Here is a 24,398-nt window from a genome sequence, read left to right on the forward strand (position 1 = left end):
CACCGCGCGCCCAGGCTGTGACCGCGTGCGCACAGGCCGCAGTGATCCCGGCCTGTTAGCGTGGTGGGCTGAATCGATTCGCAGGAGTGATTGTGGTCAAGTCCAAGTGGTGGGTGGGACTCGCCGTATCCGTCTCCGTCGTCGCGCTCGCCGGCTGCGGGACCAGCGGTGACGACCCGTCGGCCGCCCCGACGAGCCCGGCCGCCGAGCAGAGCGACGCCGGGGCGCCGAACACCGACGACATCCCCGACGTCGTCGCCGAGGTCAACGGCGAGCAGATCACGAAGGACGAGTTCGTCCCCCTCTACGAAACCCAGTACGGGCAGATGATGATGGCCGCCCAGCAGGGCGGACAGCCCGTCGACGAGGCCGCACTCAAGCAGCAGACCGCCGACAACCTCGTGAGCACCGAACTGCTGAAGCAGGAAGCCGACAGGCGCGGCATCGAGGTCACCGACGACGATGTCGCCACCGCCCTCGACGAGACCGCCCAGGCCTCGCAGATGAGCACCGAGAAGTTCCTCTCGGCGATGAACGACCAGGGCATGGACGAAGCGCGGGTGAATGAGGAGATGAAGACCCAGCTGAAGATCGAGGGCCTCATCGCCGACGAGTTCGGAGAGTTCGAGGTCACCGACGAGGAGGTCGGGGCGGCCTACCAGCAGGCGAAGGACCAGCAGGAGCAGATGGCCGCGCAGACCGGTCAGGAGGCGCAGGTGCCCTCGATCGACGAGATGCGCCCGCAGCTCGAGGAGCAGGTCAGGAGCGACAAGGCCAACGAGGCGACCCAGCAGTACGCCGGGGAGCTGCAGGATCAGGGCGACGTGACGATCAACCTCTGAGCCCGACCGGGACACCCCGCCCTGTCGCCCGCACGGAAACGTCTCTTGTCACCGTCGACTGAGGCGCTGCGGAATCCGCGCGCACAAGGCCACCTGAGGACAACCTCGGCGGGGATCCCCGACATCCCGCGGATCCCCGCCATCATGGAGGTTTCAACTACCTGCCCGTAGGTCACGGATTCCAACGATTCTGGGGAATGTCTTTCAGGATCTCGCAAAATCAGTGAGAGGCCTCTAGTCTGTATGGGACGAACGCGGTTCTCGGGAACCGCTGGCAGCAATCCGCGTCCCCGGTCGCCGACGTCGGCGACCGGGGACGCGGCGCAGACGAAAAGGGTCCTCATGGCTTCCGTACTCTCCCGCTCGGCGATCATCGCGCCGATGGACTTCAACCGCTGGCTGATGCCGCCGGCAGCACTGGCGATCCACCTGTGCATCGGCCAGGTCTACGCATTCAGCGTCTTCAAGATCCCGTTCATGTCGCGCTTCGACGCCGGTGAGATCTCGATCGGCTGGATCTTCTCGATCGCGATCCTCATGCTCGGCATCTCCTCGGCGATCTTCGGCACCTGGGTCGAGAAGGCCGGGCCCCGCGCCTCGATGGTCGCGGCCGGCTCCTGCTGGGTCGGCGGCTTCCTCATCGCCACCCTCGGCATCATGACCGGCCAGCTGTGGCTCGTCTACTTCGGCTACGGCTTCGTCGGCGGCATCGGACTGGGCATCGGCTACATCTCGCCGGTCTCGACGCTGATGAAGTGGTTCCCGGACCGCCCGGGCCTCGCCACGGGCCTGGCGATCATGGGCTTCGGCGGCGGTGCGCTCATCGCCAGCCCGATGTCGAACGCGCTCATGGCCTTCTACGGCGGCGGCTCCGAGCCGCAGAACCTCGTCGCCGGCCTCGCACCGACGTTCCTCACCCTCGCCGTCGTCTACGCCGTCGTCATCGCCGCCGGCGCCTACGTCATCCGCGTGCCGCACCCGGACTGGAAGCCCGAGGGATTCGACCCCTCGACGATCAAGGCGAAGCCCCTGCAGACGACGGGCAACGTCTCGGCGAAGAACGCGATCCGCACCCCGCAGTTCTGGCTGCTGTGGATCGTCCTCTTCCTCAACGTCACCGCCGGCATCGGCATCCTCGAGAACGCCGCCCCGATGATCCAGGCCTACTTCGGCATCACCGCGGCTGCGGCCGCCGGCTTCGTCGGCCTGCTCTCGATCGGCAACATGGCCGGTCGCTTCGTGTGGTCGACGACCTCGGACTACCTGGGCCGGAAGAACAACTACATGATCTACCTCGGCGGCGGTGCGCTCCTCTACCTCGTCGTCGCACTCTTCGGCGGCGGGTCGATCGTCCTCTTCGTCGTCGCCACCCTGCTCATCATCTCCTTCTACGGCGGCGGCTTCGCGACGATCCCCGCCTACCTCCGCGACCTCTTCGGCGTCTACCAGGTCGGTGCGATCCACGGTCGCCTGCTCACCGCCTGGTCGGCCGCCGGTGTGGCCGGACCGCTCATCGTCAACTCGGTCGTCGAGGCCGGTGACAAGGCCGGCAGGACCGGACCCGAGCTCTACACGCCGGGCATGTTCATCATGGTCGGGGCCCTGGCGATCGGCTTCGTCGCGAACCTCCTCGTCCGCCCGGTCAACGACAAGTACCTCGAACCGGAGTCGAGCGGCGCGAACCCGTCGACGGCAACCGCCCCGAAGAACGACTGACCGACTCAAGGAAGGAGACAGACTCATGAGCGCATCAGAATCGTGGTCATCGGTTCCCGCTGAGGGCTCCCCGCAGTCGCCCACCGGCGGCGCGTACAAGGTCATCGGCACCGGCCTCACCGTCGTCGTCGTCGGCGGCCTCGCCTGGGGGCTGACCCTCACCGTCATCAGGGCGGTCGCGATCTTCACCGGCTGACGCCGGGCCCGCACCGAACCGCACAGCACCGAACCACACAGCCCCACCTCACAGGCGGCCCCGCCCCGGATCCGGCATCCGCGGCGGGGCCGCTGTCGCATTCCGTGAGCCCATCGAGTGGACCCCCTTGCGAGCCATTAACTTAAGTGCTTAACTTAGTGCCATGGACCTCGCCTTCGAACTCCACGATCTCGTCCGCACCCTCGACCGGTCGGCCGAGCGGATCCTCGCGCCCGAGGGCCTCACCTACAACCAGTACGTCGCCCTCGTCATCCTCGGTCAGCATCCCGGCATCACCGGACGGACCCTGGCGACGGCGCTCGGCGTCACCGAGGCGGCCGGATCGGGCATCGTCAAGGCCCTCCTTCGCGCCGGCTTCGTCGACAACCAGGCAGCCAAGGGCTCGGGCAATCGACGCGAACTCCACCTCACCGAGGCGGGAGCGGCCAAGGCCGACCATTGCGGTCGCCTGCTCGGGACCTCCCTCGACGACAACGCCCGCGCGATCGGCCTCGATCCGCAGGACCTCGCGCGCACGATCCGCGACCTCCATGACGAGGTCCGCACCATCCGCCACCCCGACGGCTGACCGGCCGCGCCTCCCGCCGGCTGACCAGCTGCGCCTCCCGCACCCCGCCCCCACACCGATCCTCAGGAGCACCCATGGCACTGACCCTTGCCCTTCTCGCGCTCGTCTTCGGCCTCGCCCGCCTCGGCGTCTTCATCGCCCTGCACCTCGTGCCGAGCGACTACACGATCGTCGGCCATGCCGTCAGCGACTACGCGGTCGGTCCGACCAGGCGGCTGAGCAGCGTGATGACGTGGCTGACCGCGATCTTCTGGGCACTGCTCGCCGCCGCGGTGGCCACCGGCGTCCCCGACTGGCCGGACGCCACGGGCATCGTCGTCGCCCTCATCGTCCTCGCCGTGATCTTCGCCGTCCTCCCGTTCGCCCCGACGACCCTCGAGGGTGAGGCGCCGACGCTCATCGGCCGCCTCCACTACGTACTGGCGATCGCATGGTTCGCCATCAGCTACGCGTGCATGGGCAACTTCTCGCGCTTCTTCACCGCCGCCGGACCCGCGTGGCTCGGCACCGCACTCACCGTCATCGGCTGGATCGCGGCGCTCTCCCTGGCTATCAGCGTCCTCGTCCTCATCGTCACGGTCCTGCGGCCGAAGGTCTTCGGCATCTCCGAGCGGATCTTCATCCTCTCCGTCAGCGTCTTCTACTCCCTCGTCGCCGTCGGCCTCGCACTCCTGGCCGTGTGAGCCGAGGCGGGACCGCCCGGGACCGAGGCGTACACTCGACCCGTGCCGCTGACGAATCCCGGACCCGCCAGGCGCGGTCGCCCGCGCCTTCCCTGGGGCTCGATCCTGCGCAATCTCGCTCTCGCGCTCGTCATCCTCGCCGGGCTGTGGCTCGTCCTCAACGTCCACCTTCCCGGACCCGGTGACCTCCGGGAGGACATCGCCGAGGCGGGGGTCTGGGGCGCCGGCTTCTTCGTCCTGCTCTACACCGTCGTCGCGGCGACCCCGATCCCGGTGACGATCGTCGCCGTCGCCGGCGGCCTCGCGTTCGGCCTGCCGCTGGGCACGCTGCTGTCGATGATCGGCGTCGTCCTCGGCGGGTGGGCCGGATACTGGATCGCCCGGGTGCTCGGGCGGCAGACGGCTGCCAAGATGCTCGGCTCCCACGCCGAGGCGGTCGAATCCCAGCTCCACGGCGGTGGCCTCTACGCCGTCGCCACACTCCGGCTCATGCCGGGCTTCCCGTACTGGCCGGTCAACTACGGCAGCGGGGCGTTCGGGATCGACAATCGCACGTTCGTCATCGCCACCGTCATCTCATCCCTGCCCGGCCAGCTCTCCCTCGTCGCGATCGGGGCGTTCATCGGCGACCCGACGATCCCCAACGGCATCGCCGTGGGCGTGGCGTGGCTCCTCGTCGGGGGCCTGACGATCGTGTCCTTCCGGCGCTGGCGCGGCACCCGGCACCCCGACCCCGCGCCACCGCCCGAGGGACCGGACCCGGGCAGCGCCTCGCCGCAGTGACGGCTCAGCCGAAGTTCGGGGTGCGACGCTCCTGGAAGGCGCGGAATCCCTCGACGTAGTCCGGTGTCTGCCGGGCCGCTTCCTGCAGCTTCGCCTCGGCCTCGAGCACCTCGGCGATGCGCGGGCGGTCGTCGACGAGCTTCTGCACGAAGCTCTTCTCCATCGCATACGCCTCGGCGGGTCCGGCGACGATGCGCTGAAGCTTCTCAGCGACGAAGTCACTGAGCTCGGCCGCGGGCACCGCACGGGAGACGATCCCCGTGGCGGCCGCCTCGGCGCCGGTCATGAAGTCACCGGTGACGATGAGATCCATGGTCCGGTGGTAGCCGACGCGGTCGAGGAACACGTGGTGGGCGCCGGAGTCGAGCATCGCGCCGATCGCGGCGAACGGCGAGCCGAACTTCGCATCATCGGCAGCGTAGATGATGTCGGCGGCCGCGGCGATGCCGAAGCCGAGCCCGAGCGCGGCCCCCTGGACCTGCGCCACGACGGGGATCGGCAGGCGGCGGATCGCGCGGAACACCGGGGTGAACGACTCCTCGAGGAACGCATACGCATCGTCGGTGGCGACGTCGACGGCGGAGATGTCGCGTCCGGAGGAGAAGACCTTCCCCTCCCCGCGCAGCAGCAGGGCGCGCATGCCCGGCGTCGCCTCGGCGACCTTGCCGACGGCTGCGGCCAGCTCACCGAGGTTGTCGGCGCTCAGCGCATTGCGGGAGTCGGGTCCGTCGAGGACGATCTCGGCGAGCGGTCCGCGGACATTGAGTCTGATCTCGGTCATCGGCTGTTCCTCCAGGTCACCATTCGTAGAAGCCCTTGCCGGTCTTGCGTCCGAGCTCCCCGGCCGCGACCTTGTCGCGCAGCAGCTGGGGCGGGGCGAAGCGGGGTCCGAGTTCGCGTTCGAGGTGCTCGGCGATGCCGAGGCGCACGTCGAGGCCGACGATGTCCGTCGTCTTCAGCGGGCCCGCCGGATGCCGGTAGCCCAGCGTCATCGCGGTGTCGATGTCGGCGGCGCTCGCGACACCCTCCTCGACCATGCGGATCGCCTCGAGGGCGAGTGCCACGCCGAGGCGGGAGGAGGCGAACCCGGGCGAGTCGGTCACCGTGATCGGGGTCTTCCCGAGGGCCGCGACCCAGTTCGTCGCCGCGGCGACGAGTTCGGGTGAGGTCTGGGAGCCGACGACGATCTCGACGAGGTCGGACACGGGCACGGGATTGAAGAAGTGGAGGCCGATGAGCGCCTGCGGGCGCGGCAGGGCGGAGGCGAGCTCGTCGATCGACAGAGCGCTCGTGTTCGTGCCGATGCTCGCCGCCGGGGCGTACCTCGCGATCGCGGCGAGGATCGTGCGCTTGAGCTCGGCGTCCTCGGGCACGGCCTCGACGACGAGGAGCGCCTCGTCGAGGAGGGTCGGGTCGCGGACGACGTCGACCCGGCCGGGCACGGCGATGCCCTTGGCCTCGGACTTCGCGATCGAGGCGTCGACGCGCTCACGGGCCGCGGCCGCGGTGTCCTCGGTGCTCTCGATGACGATGACGCGGGCCCCGGCGGTGGCGAAGGCGTGAGCGATGCCCGCCCCCATCCGTCCTCCGCCGTAGACGCCGACAGTGTCGGGCACCTGGGCGCGGTCATTCGCCGAGGCGGTCGCCGGCACGGTCCCAGCGACTGCGGTTCCGGGTCCGGCGGGGGTCGTCGTCTCGTCGCTCACTCGTCTGCAGCCTCTCTCTTCGCCTGCTTCTTCGCGTCGCGGCGGGCGAGGAACGCATCCATCCGCGCGTACTTCTCGTCGGTTTCGAACAGCACCGCCTGGGCGATGTTGTCGATGAGGGGGTGGGCCTCACGGGGGGCGTGGAACGCCGACTTCGTCAGCCGCACGGCCAGGGGCGCGAAGCTCGCGATCCGCTCGGCGAGCGCCTCCCCGGCGACCTCGAGCTCATCGGGGTCGACGACGTCGTTGAGGAGACCGATGGCCCTGGCCTCATCGGCGTTGAGGGTGCGTCCGGCGAGGAGGATCTCCTTGGCCCGCGGCTCCCCGACGAGCTCCCGCAGGCGCCAGGCGGCACCGGCGGCGGCGAGGATGCCGAGGCCGGGTTCGGGGTTGCCGATCTTCGTGCTCGGGGTGCCGATGCGGAAGTCGGCGGCGAACGCGAGTTCGGCCCCGCCGCCGAGGGCGTAGCCGTCGACGAGCGCGATGACGGGCATCGGCAGGTCGAGGATGCGGCTGAAGATCTTCGAGTTGATCCCGGCCAGGGCGTCGTCGCGGCGGCGTTCGCGCAGCTGTCCGATGTCGGCCCCGGCGGCGAACGTCCCGCCGGTGCCGGTGAGGATCGCGACCTGCGGGTGTGCTTCGAGCTCGGCGCACACCTCGTGGAGGGCCTCGACCATCGTCAGGTCGATGGCGTTCTTCACCTCGGGGCGGTTGAGCCGGACGATCATCCGGTTCTCCCCGCGCTCGATGAGCAGCGGAGAGTCCCCGCCCGCGGCGGACTCTGCGCCCGTGTGCGCCGCGGACCCTTCGCCAGGGTGCGCCGTGGACCCTGCGCCCGCGCCGGTCGTCTCGCTCATGCGCGTTCCAGGAGGACGGCCGAGCCCTGCCCGACGCCCACGCACATCGTCGCGAGTCCGCGCTTCTCCTCGCCCTGCTCGAGGCGGTTGAGGAGGGTGAGGGTGATGCGGGTGCCCGAGGCGCCGAGCGGGTGGCCGAGCGCGATCGCCCCGCCGAACTCGTTGACGATCTCCGGGTTGAGGTGGAGGTCGCGGATGCAGGCGAGCGACTGGGAGGCGAAGGCCTCGTTGAGCTCGACGGCGTCGAGGTCGTCGACGCTCCAGCCGACGCGCGCAAGCGCCTTCTCCGAGGCGGGCACGGGACCGATGCCCATGATCTCCGGCGGCACTCCGGCGCTGGCGCCGGCGACGACGCGGGCGCGCGGGTCGAGGCCGTGCTTCTCCGCGTAGCGGTCGGAGACGAGGATCGTCACGGCCGCACCGTCGTTGAGCGACGACGAGTTGCCGGCGGTGATGACGCTGTCGGGGCCGTGCAGGGTGCGCAGCTTCGCGAGCTTCTCCGGGGTCGTGTCGGCGCGCGGGCCCTCATCGGCGGTGACGTCGCCTACGGGCATGATCTCCGGGTCGAACTTCCCCGCAGCCTGTGCCGCGAGCGCCTTCTGGTGGGAGGCGTAGGCGAAGGCGTCGAGCTCTTCGCGGGTGAGGTTCCAGCGCTGTGCGACGCGTTCGGCCGTCTCCGGCATCGACAGCGTCGTGTCCGCGTCGAACTGCGGGTTGGGGAAGCGCCAGCCGATCGACGTGTCGAAGGTCTTGCCGGGCTTCGCCCAGGCCCGCGAGGGCTTCTCGGTCACCCACGGGGCGCGGGTCATCGATTCGACACCGCCGGCCACGACGACGTCGGCATCGCCGGCGGCGATCATCGCCCGCCCCTGGATGATCGAGGTCAGGCCCGAGGCGCAGAGGCGGTTGACGGTGAAGCCGGGCACGGAGACGGGCAGTCCGGCGAGCAGCACGGCCATGCGGGCGACGTTGCGGTTGTCCTCACCGGCCTGGTTCGCGGCCCCCATGATCACCTCGTCGATGTCCGCCGGGTCGATCCCGGTGCGGTCGACGACGGCCTTGAGCGTCGTGGCGAGGAGATCGTCGGGCCGCTGATCAGCGAGCACTCCGCCGTAGCGGCCGATGGGGGTGCGCAGTCCGTCAAGGATGAAAGCCTCAGGCATGGTGCTCCTTATTCTCGGGTCAGACGTGATGATCGTAGCGCGGTGCCCGTCCGGACGTCCGGACGGGTCACTCTGCGGAATCGGGCTCAGGAGTCGAAGTCGATGGTGACGTCGTCGCTGACGGGGAACGTCTGGCAGGTGAGCACGAAGTTCGCGGCCACCTCGGCGTCCTCGAGGGCGTAGTTGCGGACCATGTCGACCTCACCGGCGCACACCTTGGCCCGGCAGGTTCCGCACACGCCGCCCTTGCATGCGAACGGCAGGTCCGACCGCGATTCCTGTGCGGAGTCGAGGATCGTCTTGCCCTGCGACATCGCCGAGGTGGTCCGTCGTCCGTCGAGGATGACCGTGACCTCGGAGGTCGCCCCCTCGAGGACCTTGTCGGCGTGGACGACCTCGGGTGGGGGCTCGTCGACGTAGAAGAGCTCGAAGTGGACCTTCTCCTTCGGCACCCCGAGTTCATCGAGGACAGCACGGGAGTCGCTGAGCATGCCGAAGGGCCCGCACAGCCACACGTGGTCGACGTCGTCGATGGGCACGAGCATGGTCAGCAGCTGCCGCAGCTTGTCGGCGTCGAGGCGGCCGGAGAAGAGGTCGACCTCGCGGGGTTCGCGGGAGAGGACGTGGACGAGGTCGAGCTGCTGGTTGCGCGCGTCCTTGAGGTCGGCGAGCTCCTCGGCGAACATCACGGTGTTCGTCGACCGGTTGCCGTAGAGCAGGGTCACCGACGCCTCGGGGTTCGCCAGCACGGTCGTGGCGATCGAGAGCATCGGGGTGATCCCGGAGCCGGCGGCGATGCACAGGTGCTTCCCGCCGAGGCTGGGATCGGCCTGGAAGCTGCCGCTGGGCGGTTGGACGTCGATCGTCTCACCGGGGCGGACGTCGCGCACGAGCCACCGGGAGAAGAGTCCGTCGGGGATCTCGCGCACGCCGATGCGCGGGGCGGTGCCCGCCGGGGCGCAGATCGAGTACGTGCGGCGGTGTTCGACGCCGTCGATGATCCGGCGCAGGGTGAGCGACTGGCCGGCGGCGAAGTCGAAGAGATCGGCGAGGTCGGCGGGCACGTCGAAGGTCACGGCCGCGGAGTCCTCGGTGAGGTGGTCGACGGAGGCGACCGTGAGCGGATGGAAGCCCGTGCGGTCACCGGACTGAGAGGCGGCGGAGGTCGGCGCGTTCGCACCGAGCGTGTCGGTCATCTCAGATCTCCTTGACGTGTTCGAAGGGTTCGAGGCAGGTGCGGCACTGGTACATCGCCTTGCACGCGGTGGGCCCGAACTCCGAGGTCAGTGCCACATCGTCGGATCCGCACAGGGTGCAGACGATGGCGCGGCGGGTCGGCATGAGGGTGAGGGCGACCGGACCCTGGCGACGGGGAGCCTGCCCGGGCGGGGAGATCCCGGCACCGGCGAGGGCGGCCCGTCCCTCCTCGGTGATCCAGTCGCTCGACCATGCAGGGGTGAGCGAGACGCGGATCTCCGCATCGGGGAAGCCGGCGTCCTGGAGTTCGCGCTGGAGGTCATCGCGCATCGTCGCCATCGCCGGGCAGCCCGAGTAGGTCGGGGTGATCGTCGCGACGACGTGATCGTCCTCGACGGTGACGTCCCGGAGCACGCCGAGGTCGACGAGCGTGAGCATCGGCATCTCCGGGTCGGTGACGCGAGCGGCGGCGGCACGGGCGCGGTCGACCGCCTCGGCGCCGTCGGTGAGCGGGGTCAGGGGCATCGCGGTCACCACTGCCCCTCCGGGTGGGCGCGAGCGACGACCTGCATCTCGGCGAGCATGCGCGAGAGCGCCTCGGTGTGGAGGCCGTCGCGGCCCTTCTTGCCGCGCACGCCGGCGAGCGCCCCGCGGTCGGGACGGTCGATGCCGGCGGCGGCGAAGACCTGGTCGAGGATGACCCCGGCCTCGTCCTCGACCGCGGCGGGGTCGACGCCGATGCCGGCCGCGGCGACGGCCGCTTCGGTCGGGTGCGTCTCGAAGAGCTCGGCCCACAGCGGCCAGAGGCCGGAGAGGGCGGCCAGCAGCCGGGTCCGGGACTCCTCGGTGCCGCGGGCCAGGGTGAGGACCCAGCGGGCGGAGAAGTCGCGGTGGTAGGACATCTCCTTGACGCCCTTGGCCGCGATCGCCGCGAGCACGGAGTCGCGGCTGTCCGTCAGGCGCTCGAAGATCGCCAGGCGCCAGGTCGAGTAGATGAGGATCTTCGCGACCGCCTCGGCGAAGTCACCGTTGGGCACCTCCGCGAGCCGGACGTTGCGGAAGGCCATGTCGTCGCGGAAGTAGGCGAGTCGGTCCTCGTCGGGCACCGGCGAGGAGGCCGGGAGCGCGGGCACGAGGCTCGGGTCGGCAGCGGCGGCGCGGGCGAGGAGGAGACGGGCCTGACCGAGGAGGTCGAGGGAGATGTTCGCGAGCGCGATGTCCTCCTCGAGGTCGGGGGCGTTCGAGCACCACTCGGAGATGCGCTGGGAGAAGACGAGGGCGTCGTCGCCGAGCATGAGGCAGTACGCGGCGAGCGCGGCCGGGTCGACGCCCTCGGGCACGGTCGTGTCGACGCCGGCCAGCGGGTCCTCGAAGTCGGTGCCGAAGGCCCAGTGGGCGTCGTTGACGAGCAGGCCGGAGTAAGCGCTCTCGTGCGAGTCGTGGTCGACGGTGGTGCCGGCCTCGTCGTGTTCGACGTGGACCTTGGGGGCGTTGGGTTCGTTCGTCATCTGCTCGTCACTCACATGTGCGGGACATCGTCGGGGATGTCGTAGAAGGTCGGGTGACGGTAGACCTTGTCGCCGCTGGGGGCGAACATCGGGTCCTTCTCGTCGGGGCTCGACGCGGTGATGTCGGCCGAGCGCACGACCCAGATGCTCACGCCTTCGTTGCGGCGGGTGTAGACGTCGCGGGCATGGCGGAGCGCGAGCTGGTCGTCGGGGGCGTGGAGGGAGCCGACGTGGACGTGGTTGAGGCCGCGCTTGCCGCGGACGAAGACCTCGTAGAGGGGCCATTCTCCGCGGGCGCTGGGGGTGTTCGCCGAGGTGGTGTCGGTCATTTCGCGGTCTCCTCGGTCATCGTGCCGGCGGCGGGGGTCTCAGTGCCGGACGGGGCTGAGGCGGCGGTCGCCTCGGCGGACTGCTCAGCGAAGGCGAGCGCGGCGTCGCGGACCCACTTGCCCTCGTCCCACGCGCGCTTGCGGTGGGCGATGCGCTGGTCGTTGCAGGCACCGTTGCCCTTGACGACGGACCAGAACTCGTCCCAGTCCGGCGTCGAGAAGTCGTAGTGGCCGCGCTCCTCGTTCCACTTGAGGTTCTCGTCGGGGAACGTCACGCCGAGGGCCTCGGCCTGCGGGATCGACATGTCGACGAACTTCTGGCGCAGCTCGTCGTTCGTGTGGGTCTTGATGCCCCACTCCATCGACTGCGCGGTGTTCGGGGAGTCGTCGTCGGGAGGTCCGAACATCATCAGCGCCGGCCACCAGAAGCGGTTGACAGATTCCTGGACCATCTCCCGCTGCTCGTCGGTGCCGCGCATCATCGTCATGAGCAGCTCGTAGCCCTGGCGCTGGTGGAAGGACTCCTCCTTGCACACGCGGATCATCGCGCGACCGTAGGGGCCGAAGGAGGTCCGGCACAGGGGCACCTGGTTGCAGATCGCGGCGCCGTCGACGAGCCAGCCGATCGTGCCGACATCGGTGTACGACAGGGTCGGGTAGTTGAAGATCGACGAGTACTTCTGCTTGCCGGCGATGAGCTTCTCGGTGAGCTCGTTGCGGCTGGCGCCGAGGGTCTCGGCGGCGGAGTAGAGGTAGAGGCCGTGGCCGGCTTCGTCCTGGACCTTGGCCAGCAGGATCGCCTTGCGGCGCAGCGAGGGGGCGCGGGTGATCCAGTTGCCCTCGGGCTGCATGCCGATGATCTCCGAGTGCGCGTGCTGCGCGACCTGCCGGATGAGCGTCTTGCGGTAGGCCTCGGGCATCCAGTCGCGCGGTTCGATGCGATCCTTGGCTTCGATCGTGTCGGCGAACTGCGCCTCGAGCTGTGCTTCAGTTGTCATGACCACTCCATCGGACCATTTACTGACCATTTGTTCTGTAAAGTTCTCCACCAGTGTGGCATACCCCACGCCCGCACGCAATAGGGCACCCTGCGCCCAGGATGCCCGCCGAGGTGGATCCCGCTCGATTCCGTGCCGAATATCGAGCGGGATCCACCTCGGGGAGCATGGGCAGCCGCCAGCAGTCGGCAAGTATTGCTGCTTTCCGGCCCTTCCTGTCGGACTACAGCTCTGACTCCGACTATTCCTGTGATCCACTACATCTGATTTGCCCGTGTCAATCCGCGGTGCAAAGATGACTTCGCATTAAATTGAAAGTGACGTGACAATGACCTGCGGAGGTACTGCCAGTGAACAGTCGTCGTAAAGCGATGAGAATCCTCGCTCGGCGGACTCGCAGGAAGGCGATCGATCTCCTCAGCAATGACCAGAAGCTGTGGTTGTCGGAGGTCCGTCACGGCGAGAAGGACTGGCAGCAGCGGATCCGCACCACGCTCCGGCCGAGTCTGGCGCATCAACCACAGGTCGTCGCCACCGAAGTCCACAACAGCGTCGCCGCTCAGCAGCGCAACCTCGATGCCGTGCGATCGGCCTTCAGAGCGGCCGGCGTCGACTTCGTCGAGCTTCCGCGGCGCGCGCGGGATCGCGCGCGGTTGGTCATTCCGCAGTCACAGACCCGGCACGCACTCGAGGCGCTCACCTCGCTGCGGGCATCGGAGGGCTGGACGCAGTACCGCCGATACTATTCGTGGGCGTCGGCGAGTCCGCGCAAACAGCGCCGCGACCCCTTCGCCGTGGCGACGATGATTCTCCACCGCCGCGTCGTCGCGCCGAACGGACGCGTGCTGAGCACCGGATTCGAAGGCGTCATCGTCGAAGCATGGACCGACCTCGGGCCCCGACGCCGACGCGTGGACGGGTCGACGCACATTCCGGGGACCCTGCACCGAGTGGCGAAGCAGCCGCGCACCCTCGTCGAATACTTCACTCCCGAGGTCTGGGCTGCGTCCCTGGCCAACGACAACCACACGATCCTGCCGGATGCCCCCGATCTCTACGGCGTTCCGGACCCCGTCGATCTCGTCTACACCTGGGTCGACGGCTCCGACCCCGAATGGCGAGCGAAGAAGCTGCGCGCCCAAGGCGACCTCAGCGAGGGACAGATCAACGAGACGGCGGTCTCGGAATCGCGCTTCGCCGATCGGCAGGAGCTTCTCTACTCACTGCGGTCGGTCGAGGCCTACGCGAGCTGGGTCAACCACATCTATCTCATCACCGACGCCCAGGTCCCTGACTGGCTCGACACCGATCACCCCAAGATCACGGTCATCGACCACAAGGACATCTTCTCCGACCAGGGCAACCTCCCGGTCTTCAATTCGCACGCGATCGAATCGCAGATGCACCACATTCCGGGGCTGAGCGAGAAGTACATCTACATGAATGACGACCTGTTCTTCATGCGCCCCACCAGCCCAGAGCTCTTCTTCACCGGCAACGGACTGTCCCGCTTCTTCCCGTCGACGGCCCCACTCGACCTCTCCGAGGCGAGCGCACGGGACATGCCGGTGCTGTCGGCGGCCAAACACGGGCGTGACTTCATGCTCAACGAGCACGGTCGGCGGGTCGGCAACAAGTTCAAGCACACACCCCACCCGCAGCTGAAGTCGGTGATGTCCGACTTCGAAGCCGAGTATCAACAGCTGTTCGACCATGTCGCCCAGTCGAAGTTCCGGCATCCCGATGACTACTCGATCTCCTCGGCGCTCTATCACTTCCACGCCTACGCACGGGGCAAGGCGATCGATTCGCCCATTCGCTACGCTTACATGGACATCTCGCGGCCCGACGCCGAGCTCTACATGCGTCGACTGCTGCGGCGGAGAAACCTCGATGTCCTCTGCCTCAATGACACGGATTCCACCCCTGAGGCCCAGGAGCACCTCGATGAGATCATGCACTGGTTCCTCTCGGAGAAGTTCCCGCTGCCGAGCTCATTCGAGAAGCAGAGTTCTCAGGCATCGGGGTCTCAGCAGCAGAGCTCCGTCGCGAACCAGTGACAGCGTCGTCCGTCAGCGATACTCGGGGTGCAGCCACCTCCTCGCTGACTTGACAGAGACGCCGATCACAACGATATTTATTGACCAGATGGTCGTTTATTCTCATGCCGCCGTGCGGCACCTCTGAGACGGCGACCCTGCCCGCGCCTCGCAGCGCAGCGACTCGAGGAGGAGCCCGACATGGCACATGCCGACATCGACGCGACGAACACCGCCCGCACCAACACGGCCGCTCCCCCGGCTCCGGCTGCCTCGGCGAGCACAGCCGGCTCACCCGAGCGCACCGCGCCCGGCATCGGCAATGAAGCGCACACGGGAGCGGCGGCGATGTACGCCAACGATCGCGCCTCCCAGCACCTCGGGATCACTCTCGACGATCACGGACCCGGATGGGCGCAGTGCTCGATGACGGTCACCGACATCATGGCCAACGGGCACGAGATCACCCATGGCGGCTACATCTTCCTCTTCGCCGACACGACGTTCGCGATGGCCTGCAACTACCCCGGATCGGTCACCGTCGCCTCGGGCGGAGACATCACCTTCCTCAAGCCCACCCGCGTCGGCGACGAACTCGTCGCCCACGGCCGCGAGGTCGTCCGGCAGGGCCGCTCCGGCATCTACGACGTCGAGGTCAAGCGCGGCGACGAGACGATCGCCGTCTACCGCGGCCGCTCCCGCACCCTTCCTGCCCCGAAGCCCGACGCCGCCCCCTGACCCTCACCCCGCGGACCGCGCTCACCCGGTGCCGCCCGCGACGCGCCGCCACCTCGGCGCTCCAGGACATCCACACGCCATTCGACACACCCGCCAGGAGACCACGATGACCGCCACCGCCAGCGACGCCGGTGAGACGATGAGCCTCGATGAGCTGCGCGCTCATCAGCTGGCCACCCTCACGACCACGGTGTCCACCGTCTACGAGAAGGTCCCCTTCTACCGGAAGGCCTTCGACGAGCTCGGCATCACTCCCGCGGACATCACCAGTCTCGACGACATCGCGAAGCTGCCGTTCACGAGCAAGCAGGACCTGCGGGAGAACTACCCGTTCGGGCTCTTCGCCGTCCCCCGCGACAACGTCGCCCGCATCCACGCCTCCTCGGGCACCACCGGACTGCCGACCGTCGTCGGATACACGCAGAACGACCTCGACGTGTGGAGCGACCTCATCCGCCGCTCGATCATCGGCGCCGGCGGACGCCCCGGCCAGATGCTCCACAACGCGTACGGATACGGACTCTTCACCGGCGGACTCGGCGTCCACGGGGCCGAACGCCACGGCTTCACCGTCGTCCCCATCTCCGGCGGACAGACCGAGCGCCAGGTCCAGCTCATCCAGGACTTCCAGCCCGACATCATCACCGCCACCCCGACCTACCTGCTCACGATCCTCGACGAATTCCACCGGCAGGGCATCGACCCGACCTCGACGAGCCTCAAGGTCGCGATCTGCGGCGCCGAACCGTGGACGGACGAGATGCGCCGCGAGATCGAGAAGTCCTTCGACATCGACGCCGTCGACATCTACGGCCTCTCCGAGGTCATGGGCCCCGGCGTCGCCTGCGAATCCGCGGTGACCAAGGACGGCCCGACGATCTGGGAGGACCACTTCTACCCCGAGATCGTCGACCCCTTCACCGGCGAGGTGCTGCCCGACGGCGAGGAGGGCGAACTCGTCTTCACCTCCCTGACGAAGGAGGCGCTGCCGATCATCCGCTACCGCACGCACGATCTCGCGAGCCTGCTGCCGGGCACCGCCCACCCGAACTTCCGCCGCATCTCCCGCATCACCGGCCGCTCCGACGACCTCATCATCATCCGCGGCGTCAACGTCTACCCCGCCAACGTCGAGTCCGTGCTCTTCGAGTTCGAGCACCTCAGCCCGCACTTCCAGCTCGTCCTCACCCGCCCGGGCCGGATGGACGAGGTGACCGTCGAGGTCGAGTGCCGCGAGGGCGTCGACGCGACCCAACGTGAGGGGCTCGGCAGCCGCGTGGCGCGGCGGATCAAGGAGCGCCTCGGCGTCTCCTCGACCGTCGACGTCAAGGATCCCGGGTCACTGCCGCGCTCGGTCGGCAAGCTCAAGCGCATCATCGACCGCCGCGAGAACATCCGCTGAGGCGGATGTGACCCGTGTCGCGGCAGCGGCCTCGCCTCGCTGATTAGACTGGTGCGCATGTCCAAGAGCCCGTCACCTGCACAGACTCAGCCGACCTCGGCTGAGGAGGCCGTCGTGCCTCCGGCTGCCCGCAGGGGTCCTGTCGATGAGGCCGCCGGCGGGGCTGGTGCCGGTGGGAGTGCCGCTGGCGGGGCTGGTGCCGGTGGCATCGTCGCCGAGGCGGCCACACAGTCGCGTCCGCGCCGTGGCCGTCCCGGCTACGACCGGGAGACGCTCATCAACAAGGCCACCGAGGTGTTCGTCCTCCGCGGCTACGACGGGACGTCGATGGACACCGTGGCCCGCGAGCTCGGGATCACGAAGTCGGCGATCTACCACCATGTGAAGTCGAAGGAGGAGCTGCTGCGGCTGGCGATCAACCGCGGCATCAGCGCCCTCGACTCGGCGGTCGAGACCGAGAGCCGGCGCACCGACACCGACGCCCTCGAGCGCTTGCGGCTCGCCGTCCACGCCAGCGTCCTCATTCTCATCGAATACCACCACTCCGTCACCCTCCTCCTGCGGGTGCGCGGCAACTCCGAGGTCGAACGCGAAGCCCTCGAACAGCGGCGCGGCATCGACGACAAGATCCGGGCGCTGGTCGCCGAGGCGATCGCCGAGGGCGGCATCCGCGCGGACTTCCCGCCCGGCCTCGTCACCCGCCTGCTCTTCGGCATGGTCAACTCGATCACCGAGTGGTACCGCCCCGGCTACCCCGTGGACCCCGAGACCATCGCCGAGGCAGTGACGGCGATGGCGTTCACCGGCCTGGAGGCCCCGCCCCCGAAGTGAGGCAGCCGCGAATCCGCCGTCTTCAGGTCGCAGAGTGTCGATGGCGGGCAGAAAAATCGACACTCTGCGACCTGAAGTCCGGGGTGCGAGTCGCACCACGTCACGCGCCACGACAGAACTCAAACAGCCTTGCCTCAGGGCGTACTCTGACAGGGTGACTTCTCGCATCCTGTGGATCGCCGTGCTCGCCTCGTTCGTGGCGTTCCTCGACGGCACGATCGTCAACGTCGCCCTGCCCGCGATCGACCGTGAACTCGGCGGCGGGCTCGTCACCCAGCAGTGGGTCGTCGACGGCTACTTCATCACGCTCGGGGCCATCATGCTCGTCGCCGGCTCCATCAGCGACGCCTACGGGCGCAGCCGGGTGATGGTCATCGGCCTCATCGGGTTCGGCATCGCCTCGGTGATCATCACGCTCGCCCCCGACCCGCTCATCCTCATCATCGCACGGATGCTCCAGGGTGCCGCCGGGGCCTTCCTCGTGCCGAGCTCGCTCGCACTCATCAGCGCCCACTTCTCCGGTGCTGCCCGCGCGAAGGCCATCGGCACGTGGACCGCGCTGACCACCGGCGCGATGATCGTCGGCCCGCTCATCGGCGGTGTCCTCGTCGACTTCGCGAGCTGGCGGTTCGCGTTCCTCATCAACGTCGTCCCGATCGCCATCACGCTGTGGCTGCTGCGCAAGGTGCCCGATCCGCCCCACCGCCCGGACGCCCGCATCGACATCCTCGGGGCGATCCTCTCCATCCTCGGACTCGGCGGCCTCGTCTTCGGCCTCATCGAACAGCCCCGGCTGGGGTGGGGCAATCCGCTCATTCCGATCACCCTCCTCGGCGGGGCCGCCCTCTTCCTTTTGTTCCTGCTGCGCCAACGGCGGGTGACCGATCCGATCCTGCCGCTCGATCTCTTCCGAGCCAGGAACTTCTGGGTCGGCAACATCACGACGACGCTCATGTACGGAGCCCTGTCGCTCAACGGCTTCGTCGTCGCCATCTACCTCCAGGAGGAGGCCGGGCTGACGGCCACGGCCGCCGGTCTCGCGAGCCTGCCGACGACGATCATGATGATCCTCTTCAGCTCCACGAGCGGCCGCCTGGCCGGACGCTTCGGTCCGCGCCTGTTCATGGCGCTCGGTCCGATCCTCATGGGCGTCGGGTCGCTCATGCTGCTCCTCGTCCGCGAGGACTTCAACTACTGGTGGCAGGTGCTGCCGGCGATGATCGTCTTCGGCCTCGGACTCGCCGCCACCGTCTCCCCGCTGACCTCGACAGTCCTCGGGGCGATCCCGGAGGAGCGCAGCGGCATCGCCAGTGCCGTGAACAATGCGATCTCGCGCGTGGCCGGCCTCATCACCATCGCCATCGTCGGCGTCATCGTCGGCGGGGCCATCGATCTCACCGGCTTCCACCGCGCGGCCGTCTTCGTGGCGGTCCTCCTCATCGCCGGCGGGCTCGTGTCCCTGGCCGGCATCCGCAATCCCGAGGTCCCCGCCGAGGACGAAGCGCGGGCCTGAGCACCCGCGCCTGCCCTCACTCCTTCGCGACGAGGGTGAGGACGTCGTAGTTCGCGACGGGCTCGTTGTCCTGGTTGACGACCTCGGCGTCCCAGCGGACCTCACCGTATTCGTCGGTCTCGCGCGGGGTGATGCGCTTGGCCGTGAGCGTCACCTTGAGCTTGTCACCTGGGGAGACGGGGGTGACGAAGCGCAGGCCCTCGAGTCCGTAGTTCGCGAGCACCGGGCCGGGATCCGGCTGGACGAAGAGGCCGGCGGCGAAGGAGACGATGAGGTAGCCGTGGGCGACGCGACCCGGGAAGAACGGGTTGGCCGCTGCGGCCTCCTCGTCGGTGTGCGCGTAGAAGGTGTCCCCGGTGAACTCCGCGAAGTGCGCGATGTCCTCGAGCGTGACCTCCCGCCACTCCGATTCGAGGGCGTCGCCGATGCGCAGGTCCGCCAGCGACTTCGTGAACGGATGGTCGCCGAGGCGGCGCTCCGCTCCCGTCACCCACTCCCCGCCGATCGCGGTGAGCATGTCCGGGGAGGCCTGGACGGCGGTGCGCTGCATGAAGTGCGTGACGCCGCGCAGACCGCCCATCTCCTCGCCGCCGCCGGCGCGGCCGGGCCCGCCGTGGACGAGGGTGGGCAGCGGGGACCCGTGTCCCGTCGACTCCTCGGCGTCATCGCGGTCGAGGACGAGGATGCGACCATGCCACGGCGCGACGGCGCGCACGAACTCCGCGGCGAACGCGGGATCGTGGGTGACGACCGAACCGACGAGGGACCCGCGCCCGCGCGCGGCGAGGTCGACCGCCTCGGCGAGGGTCGAGTACGTGATGAGCGTCGTCACCGGACCGAAGGCCTCGATGTCGTGGACGGCGTCGACCCAGGAGTCGTCGGCCTGGAGGACGGTCGGGGCGATGAACGATCCGCCGAGCTCGGCGGCGAGGGCATCGGAGGCCTCGCGGCCGCCGGTGAGGAGGTGGGCGCCGCCGGCGACGATCTCATCGACGGCGTCGAGGACGTCACCGCGCTGCTTGTCGGAGATGACGGGGCCGAGCTTCGTCGACCTCTCCCGCGGATCGCCCGCGGTGACGGTGGCGAGCTTCGCCGTCAGGGCCTCCCCGACCGCCTCGGCGTGCTCGGCGGGAACGAAGGTGCGGCGGATCGCGGTGCACTTCTGCCCGGCCTTGACGGTCATCTCGGCGACGACGCCGTCGACGAAGAGATCGAACTCCGGGGTGCCGGGAGCGGCATCGGGACCGAGCAGGGAGAAGTTGAGCGAGTCCGCCTCGGCGAAGAAGCGGGTGCCGCGCTCGGTGACGCAGTTCAGCGACGCGAGGCGACGGGCGGTGCCGGCCGAGCCGGTGAACGCGATCGTGTCCTGTTCGGCGAGCTCGTCGAAGAGCGGGGAGATGTCGCCGGTGACGAGCTGAACCGCCCCTTCGGGCAGGAGTCCGGAGGCGATGATGTCGGCGACGACGGCGCGGGTGAGGTGCGCGGAATCGGTCGCGGGTTTGACGACGACGGGGACACCTGCGACGAACATCGGGGCGAACTTCTCGAGCATGCCCCACACGGGGAAGTTGAACGCGTTGATCTGCAGCGCCAGGCCCTGACGGGAGGTGAGGATGTGGCGGCCGACGAAGGTGCCGTTCTTCGACAGGCGCTCGACATCGCCGTCGAGGAGGACCGTCGTGTTCGGCATCTGACGGCGTGCGACGCCCGAGTAGGTGAAGAGCGTGCCGATGCCGCCCTCGATGTCGACGAACGCGTCGCGCTTCGTCGTGCCCGTGGTGAACGAGATCTCGTGGTAGTCCTTCGCGCGCTCCATGAGGTATGCGCCGAGCTGCTTGAGGATGACGCCGCGCTGGTGGAACGTCAGCTTCTGCAGGGCGGGGAGGCCGACGAGGCGCGCATGGTCGGCGACGGCGGTGAAGTCGATGCCGTCGGAGGACACGCGGTGGAGCAGCTGCCCGTTCGTCGCATCGCGGACATCGCGCGCCCCGGCGTCGTCGGCCGGGGTGTGCCAGGTGCCGGCGGCAAAGGAGCTCAGGGTCTCGGTCATGGGGTCTCCCGCATTCTCGACGCTCGGGGCCGCTCGTGCCCCGTCGCCGCTGTCGACTGTTCAGCGCCCGGATCCGCACCCGAACGCGGCCCGGACGTGATGGTTTCCGAACCTGGCCCGGAATGTGTGTCCGAGCTCACCGATCAGTCCATATACTAACCAATCGGTCGGTAATTGTCATCGGGGTTAACGCGGGTGGTGCGGGTCACCTCGGTGGACTATGATCATCCGTATTAACTGACCAAACAGTCACCAAAGGTCGCCTCCTCGCCGCTCACCGGAGACCGGCAGGGACCCTGCGACCTGCGGGCCCCGGATTTCAACGGAGAGATCACCCATGTCCACCACGACACCATCGGCGACGCCGATCACCCGCGAGGAGCGCAAAGTCCTCGCCGGCACCCTCGTCGGCACCACCATCGAGTGGTACGACTTCTTCATCTACGCGCAGGCCGCGGGCCTCATCCTCTCGGTGCAGTACTTCGGTCCGCTCGCCGCCGACAATCCGGCGCTCGGCCAGATCATGGCGTGGGCGTCCCTGGGGATCTCGTTCCTCTTCCGCCCGCTCGGCGCGATCATCGCCGGCCACCTCGGTGACCGGATCGGACGCAAGCGGATGCTCGTCCTCACACTCATCCTCATGGGCGCGGCGACCTCGCTCATCGGTCTGCTGCCGACGTACGCGGCGATCGGCGTCGCCGCCCCCATCCTGCTCACCCTCCTGCGGATCCTCCAGGGATTCTCCGCCGGCGGCGAATGGGGCGGGGCGGCGCTGCTCTCCGTCGAGCACGCCCCCGATGCCAAGCGCGGCATCTTCGGGGCCTACCCGCAGATCGGCGTGCCCGTGGGCATGATCCTCGCGACCGGCGTCATCTGGATCCTCACCACGGTCCTCACGCCCGAGCAGTTCGCGAGCTTCGGCTGGCGGATCCCGTTCCTCTTCTCCGTCGTCCTCGTCCTCGTCGGCTACTACATCCGCAAACAGGTCGAGGAGAGCCCCGTCTTCGCCGAACTCGCCGAGCGCCGCGCCGAATCCTCGGCCCCGCTGGGCACCCTGTTCAGGAAGAACACGAAGGAGGTCGTGCTCTCGGCGATCATCTTCATCGGCAACAACGCCGTGGGCTACATGATCATCGCGTTCTTCGCCGCCTACGCCTCACGCCCCATCGCCGAGGGCGGCACCGTCGGCCTCGACCGCGCGCCGGTGCTGCTGGCGACGACGCTCGCGAGCTTCGGCTGGCTGATCTTCACGATGTGGGGCGGGGCGCTGTCGGACCGGCTCGGGCGCGTGCGCACCTTCCAGATCGGCTACATCCTCCTCATCCTCTGGCTCATCCCGACGTTCCTCATGATCGACGCTGCGAACATCTGGATGTACGGCATCGGCATCTTCGTCCTCACCGTCGGCATGGGTCTGAGCTACGGCCCGATGTCGGCGATGTACGCGGAGATGTTCCCGCCCCAGGTGAGGTACTCGGGCGTGTCGATCGGCTACGCGCTCGGCGCGATCCTCGGCGGCGCGTTCGCCCCGACCATCGCAGAGACCCTGCTCGCGCGGACCGGCAACTCCCTGTCGATCGCGATCTACCTCACCATCGTCTGCGTCATCTCGCTCATCGGCGTCAGCCTCGTCAAGGAGACGAAGGGCACCCCGCTGCGCGTGCCCAAGCACCACTGACGCGGGATCGTCCACAGCGGGATCCTCGCCCACAGCGTGATCTGCGCCGAGGCGGCCGACCGTAGCCGTGCCACCTCAGCACCCGGCCCGATCCGCGATTCGATCCCGTGCGTCTAGGGTGGAGAGACACGTCAGTGACGATCACCGAGGAGGCGCCCATGACCGAGCCCACCCGCACCCGGCTCGACTATCCCGACATCGAAGCGGCCGCCGAGCGGATCACCGGTCGCGTGCGCGCGGTGTCCGTGGCCGCCGCGCAGCACGGCCGTCGCCCCGAGGCCGAGACCGACACCGGGGCGACGTGGGTGGCGCTGCCGACCGCCGACCCCGCGGCCGCCGGGCTCTACTTCGCGCTCGAGTTCATGCAGTACACGGGGACCTTCAAGGCCCGCGGTGCGCAGAACTTCATCCGTGCCCACCTCGACGATGGCTCGTTCCCCGCCGCCGGGGTGACGATCGCCTCCGGTGGGAACGCCGGCCTCGCGTGCGCGTGGGCCGCCCGGGAGGCCGGGGTGCGGGCGACCGTCTTCGTGCCCGAGACCGCCCCGGCCGTCAAGGTCGACCGGCTGCGGTCCTACGGCGCCGATGTCCGGCTCGTCGGATCGGAGTACGCCGAGGCGGCCGCGGCCTGCGCGGAGTTCGCTGAGTCGTCGGGAGCGCTGGCGTCCCATGCGTACGACGATCCGCTCATCGCCGCGGGCGCCGGCACGGTGTTCACGGAGATCCTCGCCCAGGTGCCCGATCTCGACACCGTCGTCGTCTCGGTCGGCGGGGGCGGACTCTTCGCCGGGGTCGCGACGGCGGCGACGTTCCACGGGGTGCGCACGGTTGCGGTCGAACCGCAGGGGTCGCGCGCCTTCAATGCCGCGCTCGAGGCCGGTGCTCCCGTCGACGTCACCGTCGATTCCGTCGCCGCCGATTCCCTCGGCGCACGGTGCGCGACGCCGCTCGCACTCGCGGCGGCGCAGACCGACCTCGTCACCTCGGTGCTCGTCAGCGATCCGGACATCATCGCGGCCCGCCGTCATCTGTGGGCCGAGCACCGACTCGTCGTCGAGCACGCGGCGGCGACCGCGCTCGCCGGGGTCCACAGCTCGGGCGGGTACACGCCGGAACCCGGCGAGAAGGTCGCGGTCGTCCTCTGCGGAGCGAACACCGGCCTCGGCGATCTCACCTAGGGTCGAAGACCCGCGCCCGACGCAGATAACCGGCGAGGTCATCGGTGAGGTCGAGGGCGTCGAGTTCGGCGTTGGTGAACCAGCGGGCGTCGGCGGCGTCGTCACCGGCCTGAAGAACGCCGCCGATGACGGTGGCCGCGAAGTCGTGGACGTCGTATTCGCGGCCGTCTGCCGCGGGGATCGTCAGCGACCAGAGCTCGCGGTCGACGCGCACGTCGAGACCGGTCTCTTCGCGCGCTTCCCGGGCGGCCGCCTCGGCGAAGGTCTCCCCGGCCTCGCACTTGCCGCCGGGCACCGACCATTTTCCGCGGCCGGGATCCCGGCCGCGCTGGACGAGCAGCACACGAGCATGCTCGTCGACGATGACGACGCTGGCCGCGCGAATGGTCTCCACGGGTGCCG

The 24,398-nt window shown here is 69.0% G+C and carries 24 protein-coding genes; 13 read left to right on the forward strand and 11 right to left on the reverse strand.

Translation table 11 applies throughout. The features are described 5' to 3' along the window. Positions 1-92 precede the first annotated feature (92 nt). From J9315_RS16650 to J9315_RS16675, 6 genes are all read left to right on the forward strand, one after another. A complete protein-coding gene (locus J9315_RS16650; protein WP_211978415.1) occupies positions 93-842 on the forward strand; it encodes a SurA N-terminal domain-containing protein in 750 nt (249 codons plus the stop codon). Between the two features lie 342 nt (positions 843-1,184). After that, complete coding sequence (locus J9315_RS16655; RefSeq protein WP_211978416.1) at positions 1,185-2,558, forward strand: OFA family MFS transporter; 1,374 nt, start codon at positions 1,185-1,187, stop codon at positions 2,556-2,558. A 25-nt stretch (positions 2,559-2,583) separates the two neighbouring features. Continuing rightward, on the forward strand, positions 2,584-2,754 hold the full coding sequence (locus J9315_RS16660) for a hypothetical protein (protein WP_198500212.1): 171 nt from the start codon (positions 2,584-2,586) through the stop codon (positions 2,752-2,754). A 163-nt stretch (positions 2,755-2,917) separates the two neighbouring features. Further along, a complete protein-coding gene (locus J9315_RS16665; protein ID WP_211978417.1) occupies positions 2,918-3,343 on the forward strand; it encodes a MarR family transcriptional regulator in 426 nt (141 codons plus the stop codon). A 74-nt stretch (positions 3,344-3,417) separates the two neighbouring features. Then, on the forward strand, positions 3,418-4,026 hold the full coding sequence (locus J9315_RS16670; protein WP_211978418.1) for a DUF998 domain-containing protein: 609 nt from the start codon (positions 3,418-3,420) through the stop codon (positions 4,024-4,026). 42 nt (positions 4,027-4,068) lie between these two features. Beyond that, positions 4,069-4,809, forward strand: a complete 741-nt coding sequence (locus J9315_RS16675; RefSeq protein ID WP_249120953.1) for a TVP38/TMEM64 family protein — start codon at positions 4,069-4,071, stop codon at positions 4,807-4,809. A 4-nt stretch (positions 4,810-4,813) separates the two neighbouring features. Here the strand turns inward: J9315_RS16675 and J9315_RS16680 are convergent, their stop codons facing one another. The 9 genes from J9315_RS16680 to paaA form a co-directional block, all read right to left on the reverse strand. Further along, positions 4,814-5,590, reverse strand: a complete 777-nt coding sequence (locus tag J9315_RS16680) for an enoyl-CoA hydratase/isomerase family protein (RefSeq protein ID WP_211978419.1) — start codon at positions 5,588-5,590, stop codon at positions 4,814-4,816. 16 nt (positions 5,591-5,606) lie between these two features. Next, a complete protein-coding gene (locus J9315_RS16685) occupies positions 5,607-6,461 on the reverse strand; it encodes a 3-hydroxyacyl-CoA dehydrogenase family protein (RefSeq protein ID WP_282959881.1) in 855 nt (284 codons plus the stop codon). Between the two features lie 50 nt (positions 6,462-6,511). After that, entirely contained in the window at positions 6,512-7,243 is a 732-nt protein-coding gene (locus J9315_RS16690) for an enoyl-CoA hydratase/isomerase family protein (protein ID WP_249121093.1), read from the reverse strand. 125 nt (positions 7,244-7,368) lie between these two features. Beyond that, entirely contained in the window at positions 7,369-8,535 is a 1,167-nt protein-coding gene (locus J9315_RS16695) for a thiolase family protein (protein ID WP_211978422.1), read from the reverse strand. An 86-nt stretch (positions 8,536-8,621) separates the two neighbouring features. Further along, entirely contained in the window at positions 8,622-9,731 is a 1,110-nt protein-coding gene (gene paaE, locus J9315_RS16700; protein WP_211978423.1) for a 1,2-phenylacetyl-CoA epoxidase subunit PaaE, read from the reverse strand. 1 nt (position 9,732) lies between these two features. Next, a complete protein-coding gene (paaD, locus tag J9315_RS16705) occupies positions 9,733-10,257 on the reverse strand; it encodes a 1,2-phenylacetyl-CoA epoxidase subunit PaaD (RefSeq protein ID WP_198500204.1) in 525 nt (174 codons plus the stop codon). 5 nt (positions 10,258-10,262) lie between these two features. Then, the gene (paaC, locus tag J9315_RS16710) at positions 10,263-11,240 is read right to left on the reverse strand and encodes a 1,2-phenylacetyl-CoA epoxidase subunit PaaC (protein WP_198500203.1); all 978 of its coding nucleotides are present in this window, start codon (positions 11,238-11,240) and stop codon (positions 10,263-10,265) included. Between the two features lie 11 nt (positions 11,241-11,251). After that, positions 11,252-11,569, reverse strand: a complete 318-nt coding sequence (paaB, locus tag J9315_RS16715) for a 1,2-phenylacetyl-CoA epoxidase subunit PaaB (protein WP_211978424.1) — start codon at positions 11,567-11,569, stop codon at positions 11,252-11,254. Continuing rightward, positions 11,566-12,567 (reverse strand): 1,2-phenylacetyl-CoA epoxidase subunit PaaA, encoded by a 1,002-nt coding sequence (gene paaA, locus J9315_RS16720; protein WP_211978425.1) that lies wholly within the window; start codon positions 12,565-12,567, stop codon positions 11,566-11,568. The genes paaB and paaA overlap by 4 nt, the downstream gene beginning before the upstream one ends. A 371-nt stretch (positions 12,568-12,938) precedes the next feature. On the opposite strand from paaA, the gene J9315_RS16725 reads away from it, so the two are divergent. The 5 genes from J9315_RS16725 (at position 12,939) to J9315_RS16745 (ending at position 19,090) form a co-directional block, all read left to right on the forward strand. Further along, positions 12,939-14,627, forward strand: coding sequence for a stealth family protein (locus tag J9315_RS16725; RefSeq protein WP_211978426.1), 1,689 nt, complete (start codon positions 12,939-12,941; stop codon positions 14,625-14,627). A gap of 180 nt (positions 14,628-14,807) precedes the next feature. After that, positions 14,808-15,344: a hydroxyphenylacetyl-CoA thioesterase PaaI gene (gene paaI / locus J9315_RS16730; protein ID WP_249120954.1), complete on the forward strand. Its 537-nt coding sequence runs from the start codon at positions 14,808-14,810 to the stop codon at positions 15,342-15,344. A 106-nt stretch (positions 15,345-15,450) separates the two neighbouring features. Next, positions 15,451-16,746: a phenylacetate--CoA ligase PaaK gene (gene paaK / locus J9315_RS16735; RefSeq protein ID WP_211978427.1), complete on the forward strand. Its 1,296-nt coding sequence runs from the start codon at positions 15,451-15,453 to the stop codon at positions 16,744-16,746. A gap of 57 nt (positions 16,747-16,803) precedes the next feature. Next, a complete protein-coding gene (locus J9315_RS16740) occupies positions 16,804-17,577 on the forward strand; it encodes a TetR/AcrR family transcriptional regulator (RefSeq protein ID WP_211978428.1) in 774 nt (257 codons plus the stop codon). Between the two features lie 154 nt (positions 17,578-17,731). Continuing rightward, on the forward strand, positions 17,732-19,090 hold the full coding sequence (locus tag J9315_RS16745; RefSeq protein ID WP_249120955.1) for an MFS transporter: 1,359 nt from the start codon (positions 17,732-17,734) through the stop codon (positions 19,088-19,090). 16 nt (positions 19,091-19,106) lie between these two features. Here J9315_RS16745 and paaZ read toward each other — a convergent pair whose 3' ends face one another. Further along, positions 19,107-21,140, reverse strand: a complete 2,034-nt coding sequence (paaZ, locus tag J9315_RS16750) for a phenylacetic acid degradation bifunctional protein PaaZ (protein ID WP_211978430.1) — start codon at positions 21,138-21,140, stop codon at positions 19,107-19,109. Between the two features lie 337 nt (positions 21,141-21,477). On the opposite strand from paaZ, the gene J9315_RS16755 reads away from it, so the two are divergent. Continuing rightward, positions 21,478-22,818 carry an MFS transporter gene (locus J9315_RS16755; RefSeq protein ID WP_211978431.1) on the forward strand — a complete coding sequence of 447 codons (1,341 nt, stop codon included), beginning with the start codon at positions 21,478-21,480 and terminating at the stop codon, positions 22,816-22,818. 158 nt (positions 22,819-22,976) lie between these two features. Next, positions 22,977-23,996 (forward strand): serine/threonine dehydratase, encoded by a 1,020-nt coding sequence (locus J9315_RS16760; protein WP_211978432.1) that lies wholly within the window; start codon positions 22,977-22,979, stop codon positions 23,994-23,996. On the opposite strand, the gene J9315_RS16765 is transcribed toward J9315_RS16760, so the two are convergent. Then, complete coding sequence (locus J9315_RS16765; RefSeq protein ID WP_211978433.1) at positions 23,989-24,390, reverse strand: NUDIX domain-containing protein; 402 nt, start codon at positions 24,388-24,390, stop codon at positions 23,989-23,991. The two genes, J9315_RS16760 and J9315_RS16765, sit on opposite strands and share 8 nt — an antisense overlap. Between the last annotated feature and the right edge of the window lie 8 nt (positions 24,391-24,398).

It is taken from the genome of Brevibacterium sp. W7.2 (assembly GCF_018137945.1).
GTDB classification, from domain to species: Bacteria; Actinomycetota; Actinomycetes; order Actinomycetales; family Brevibacteriaceae; genus Brevibacterium; species Brevibacterium sanguinis.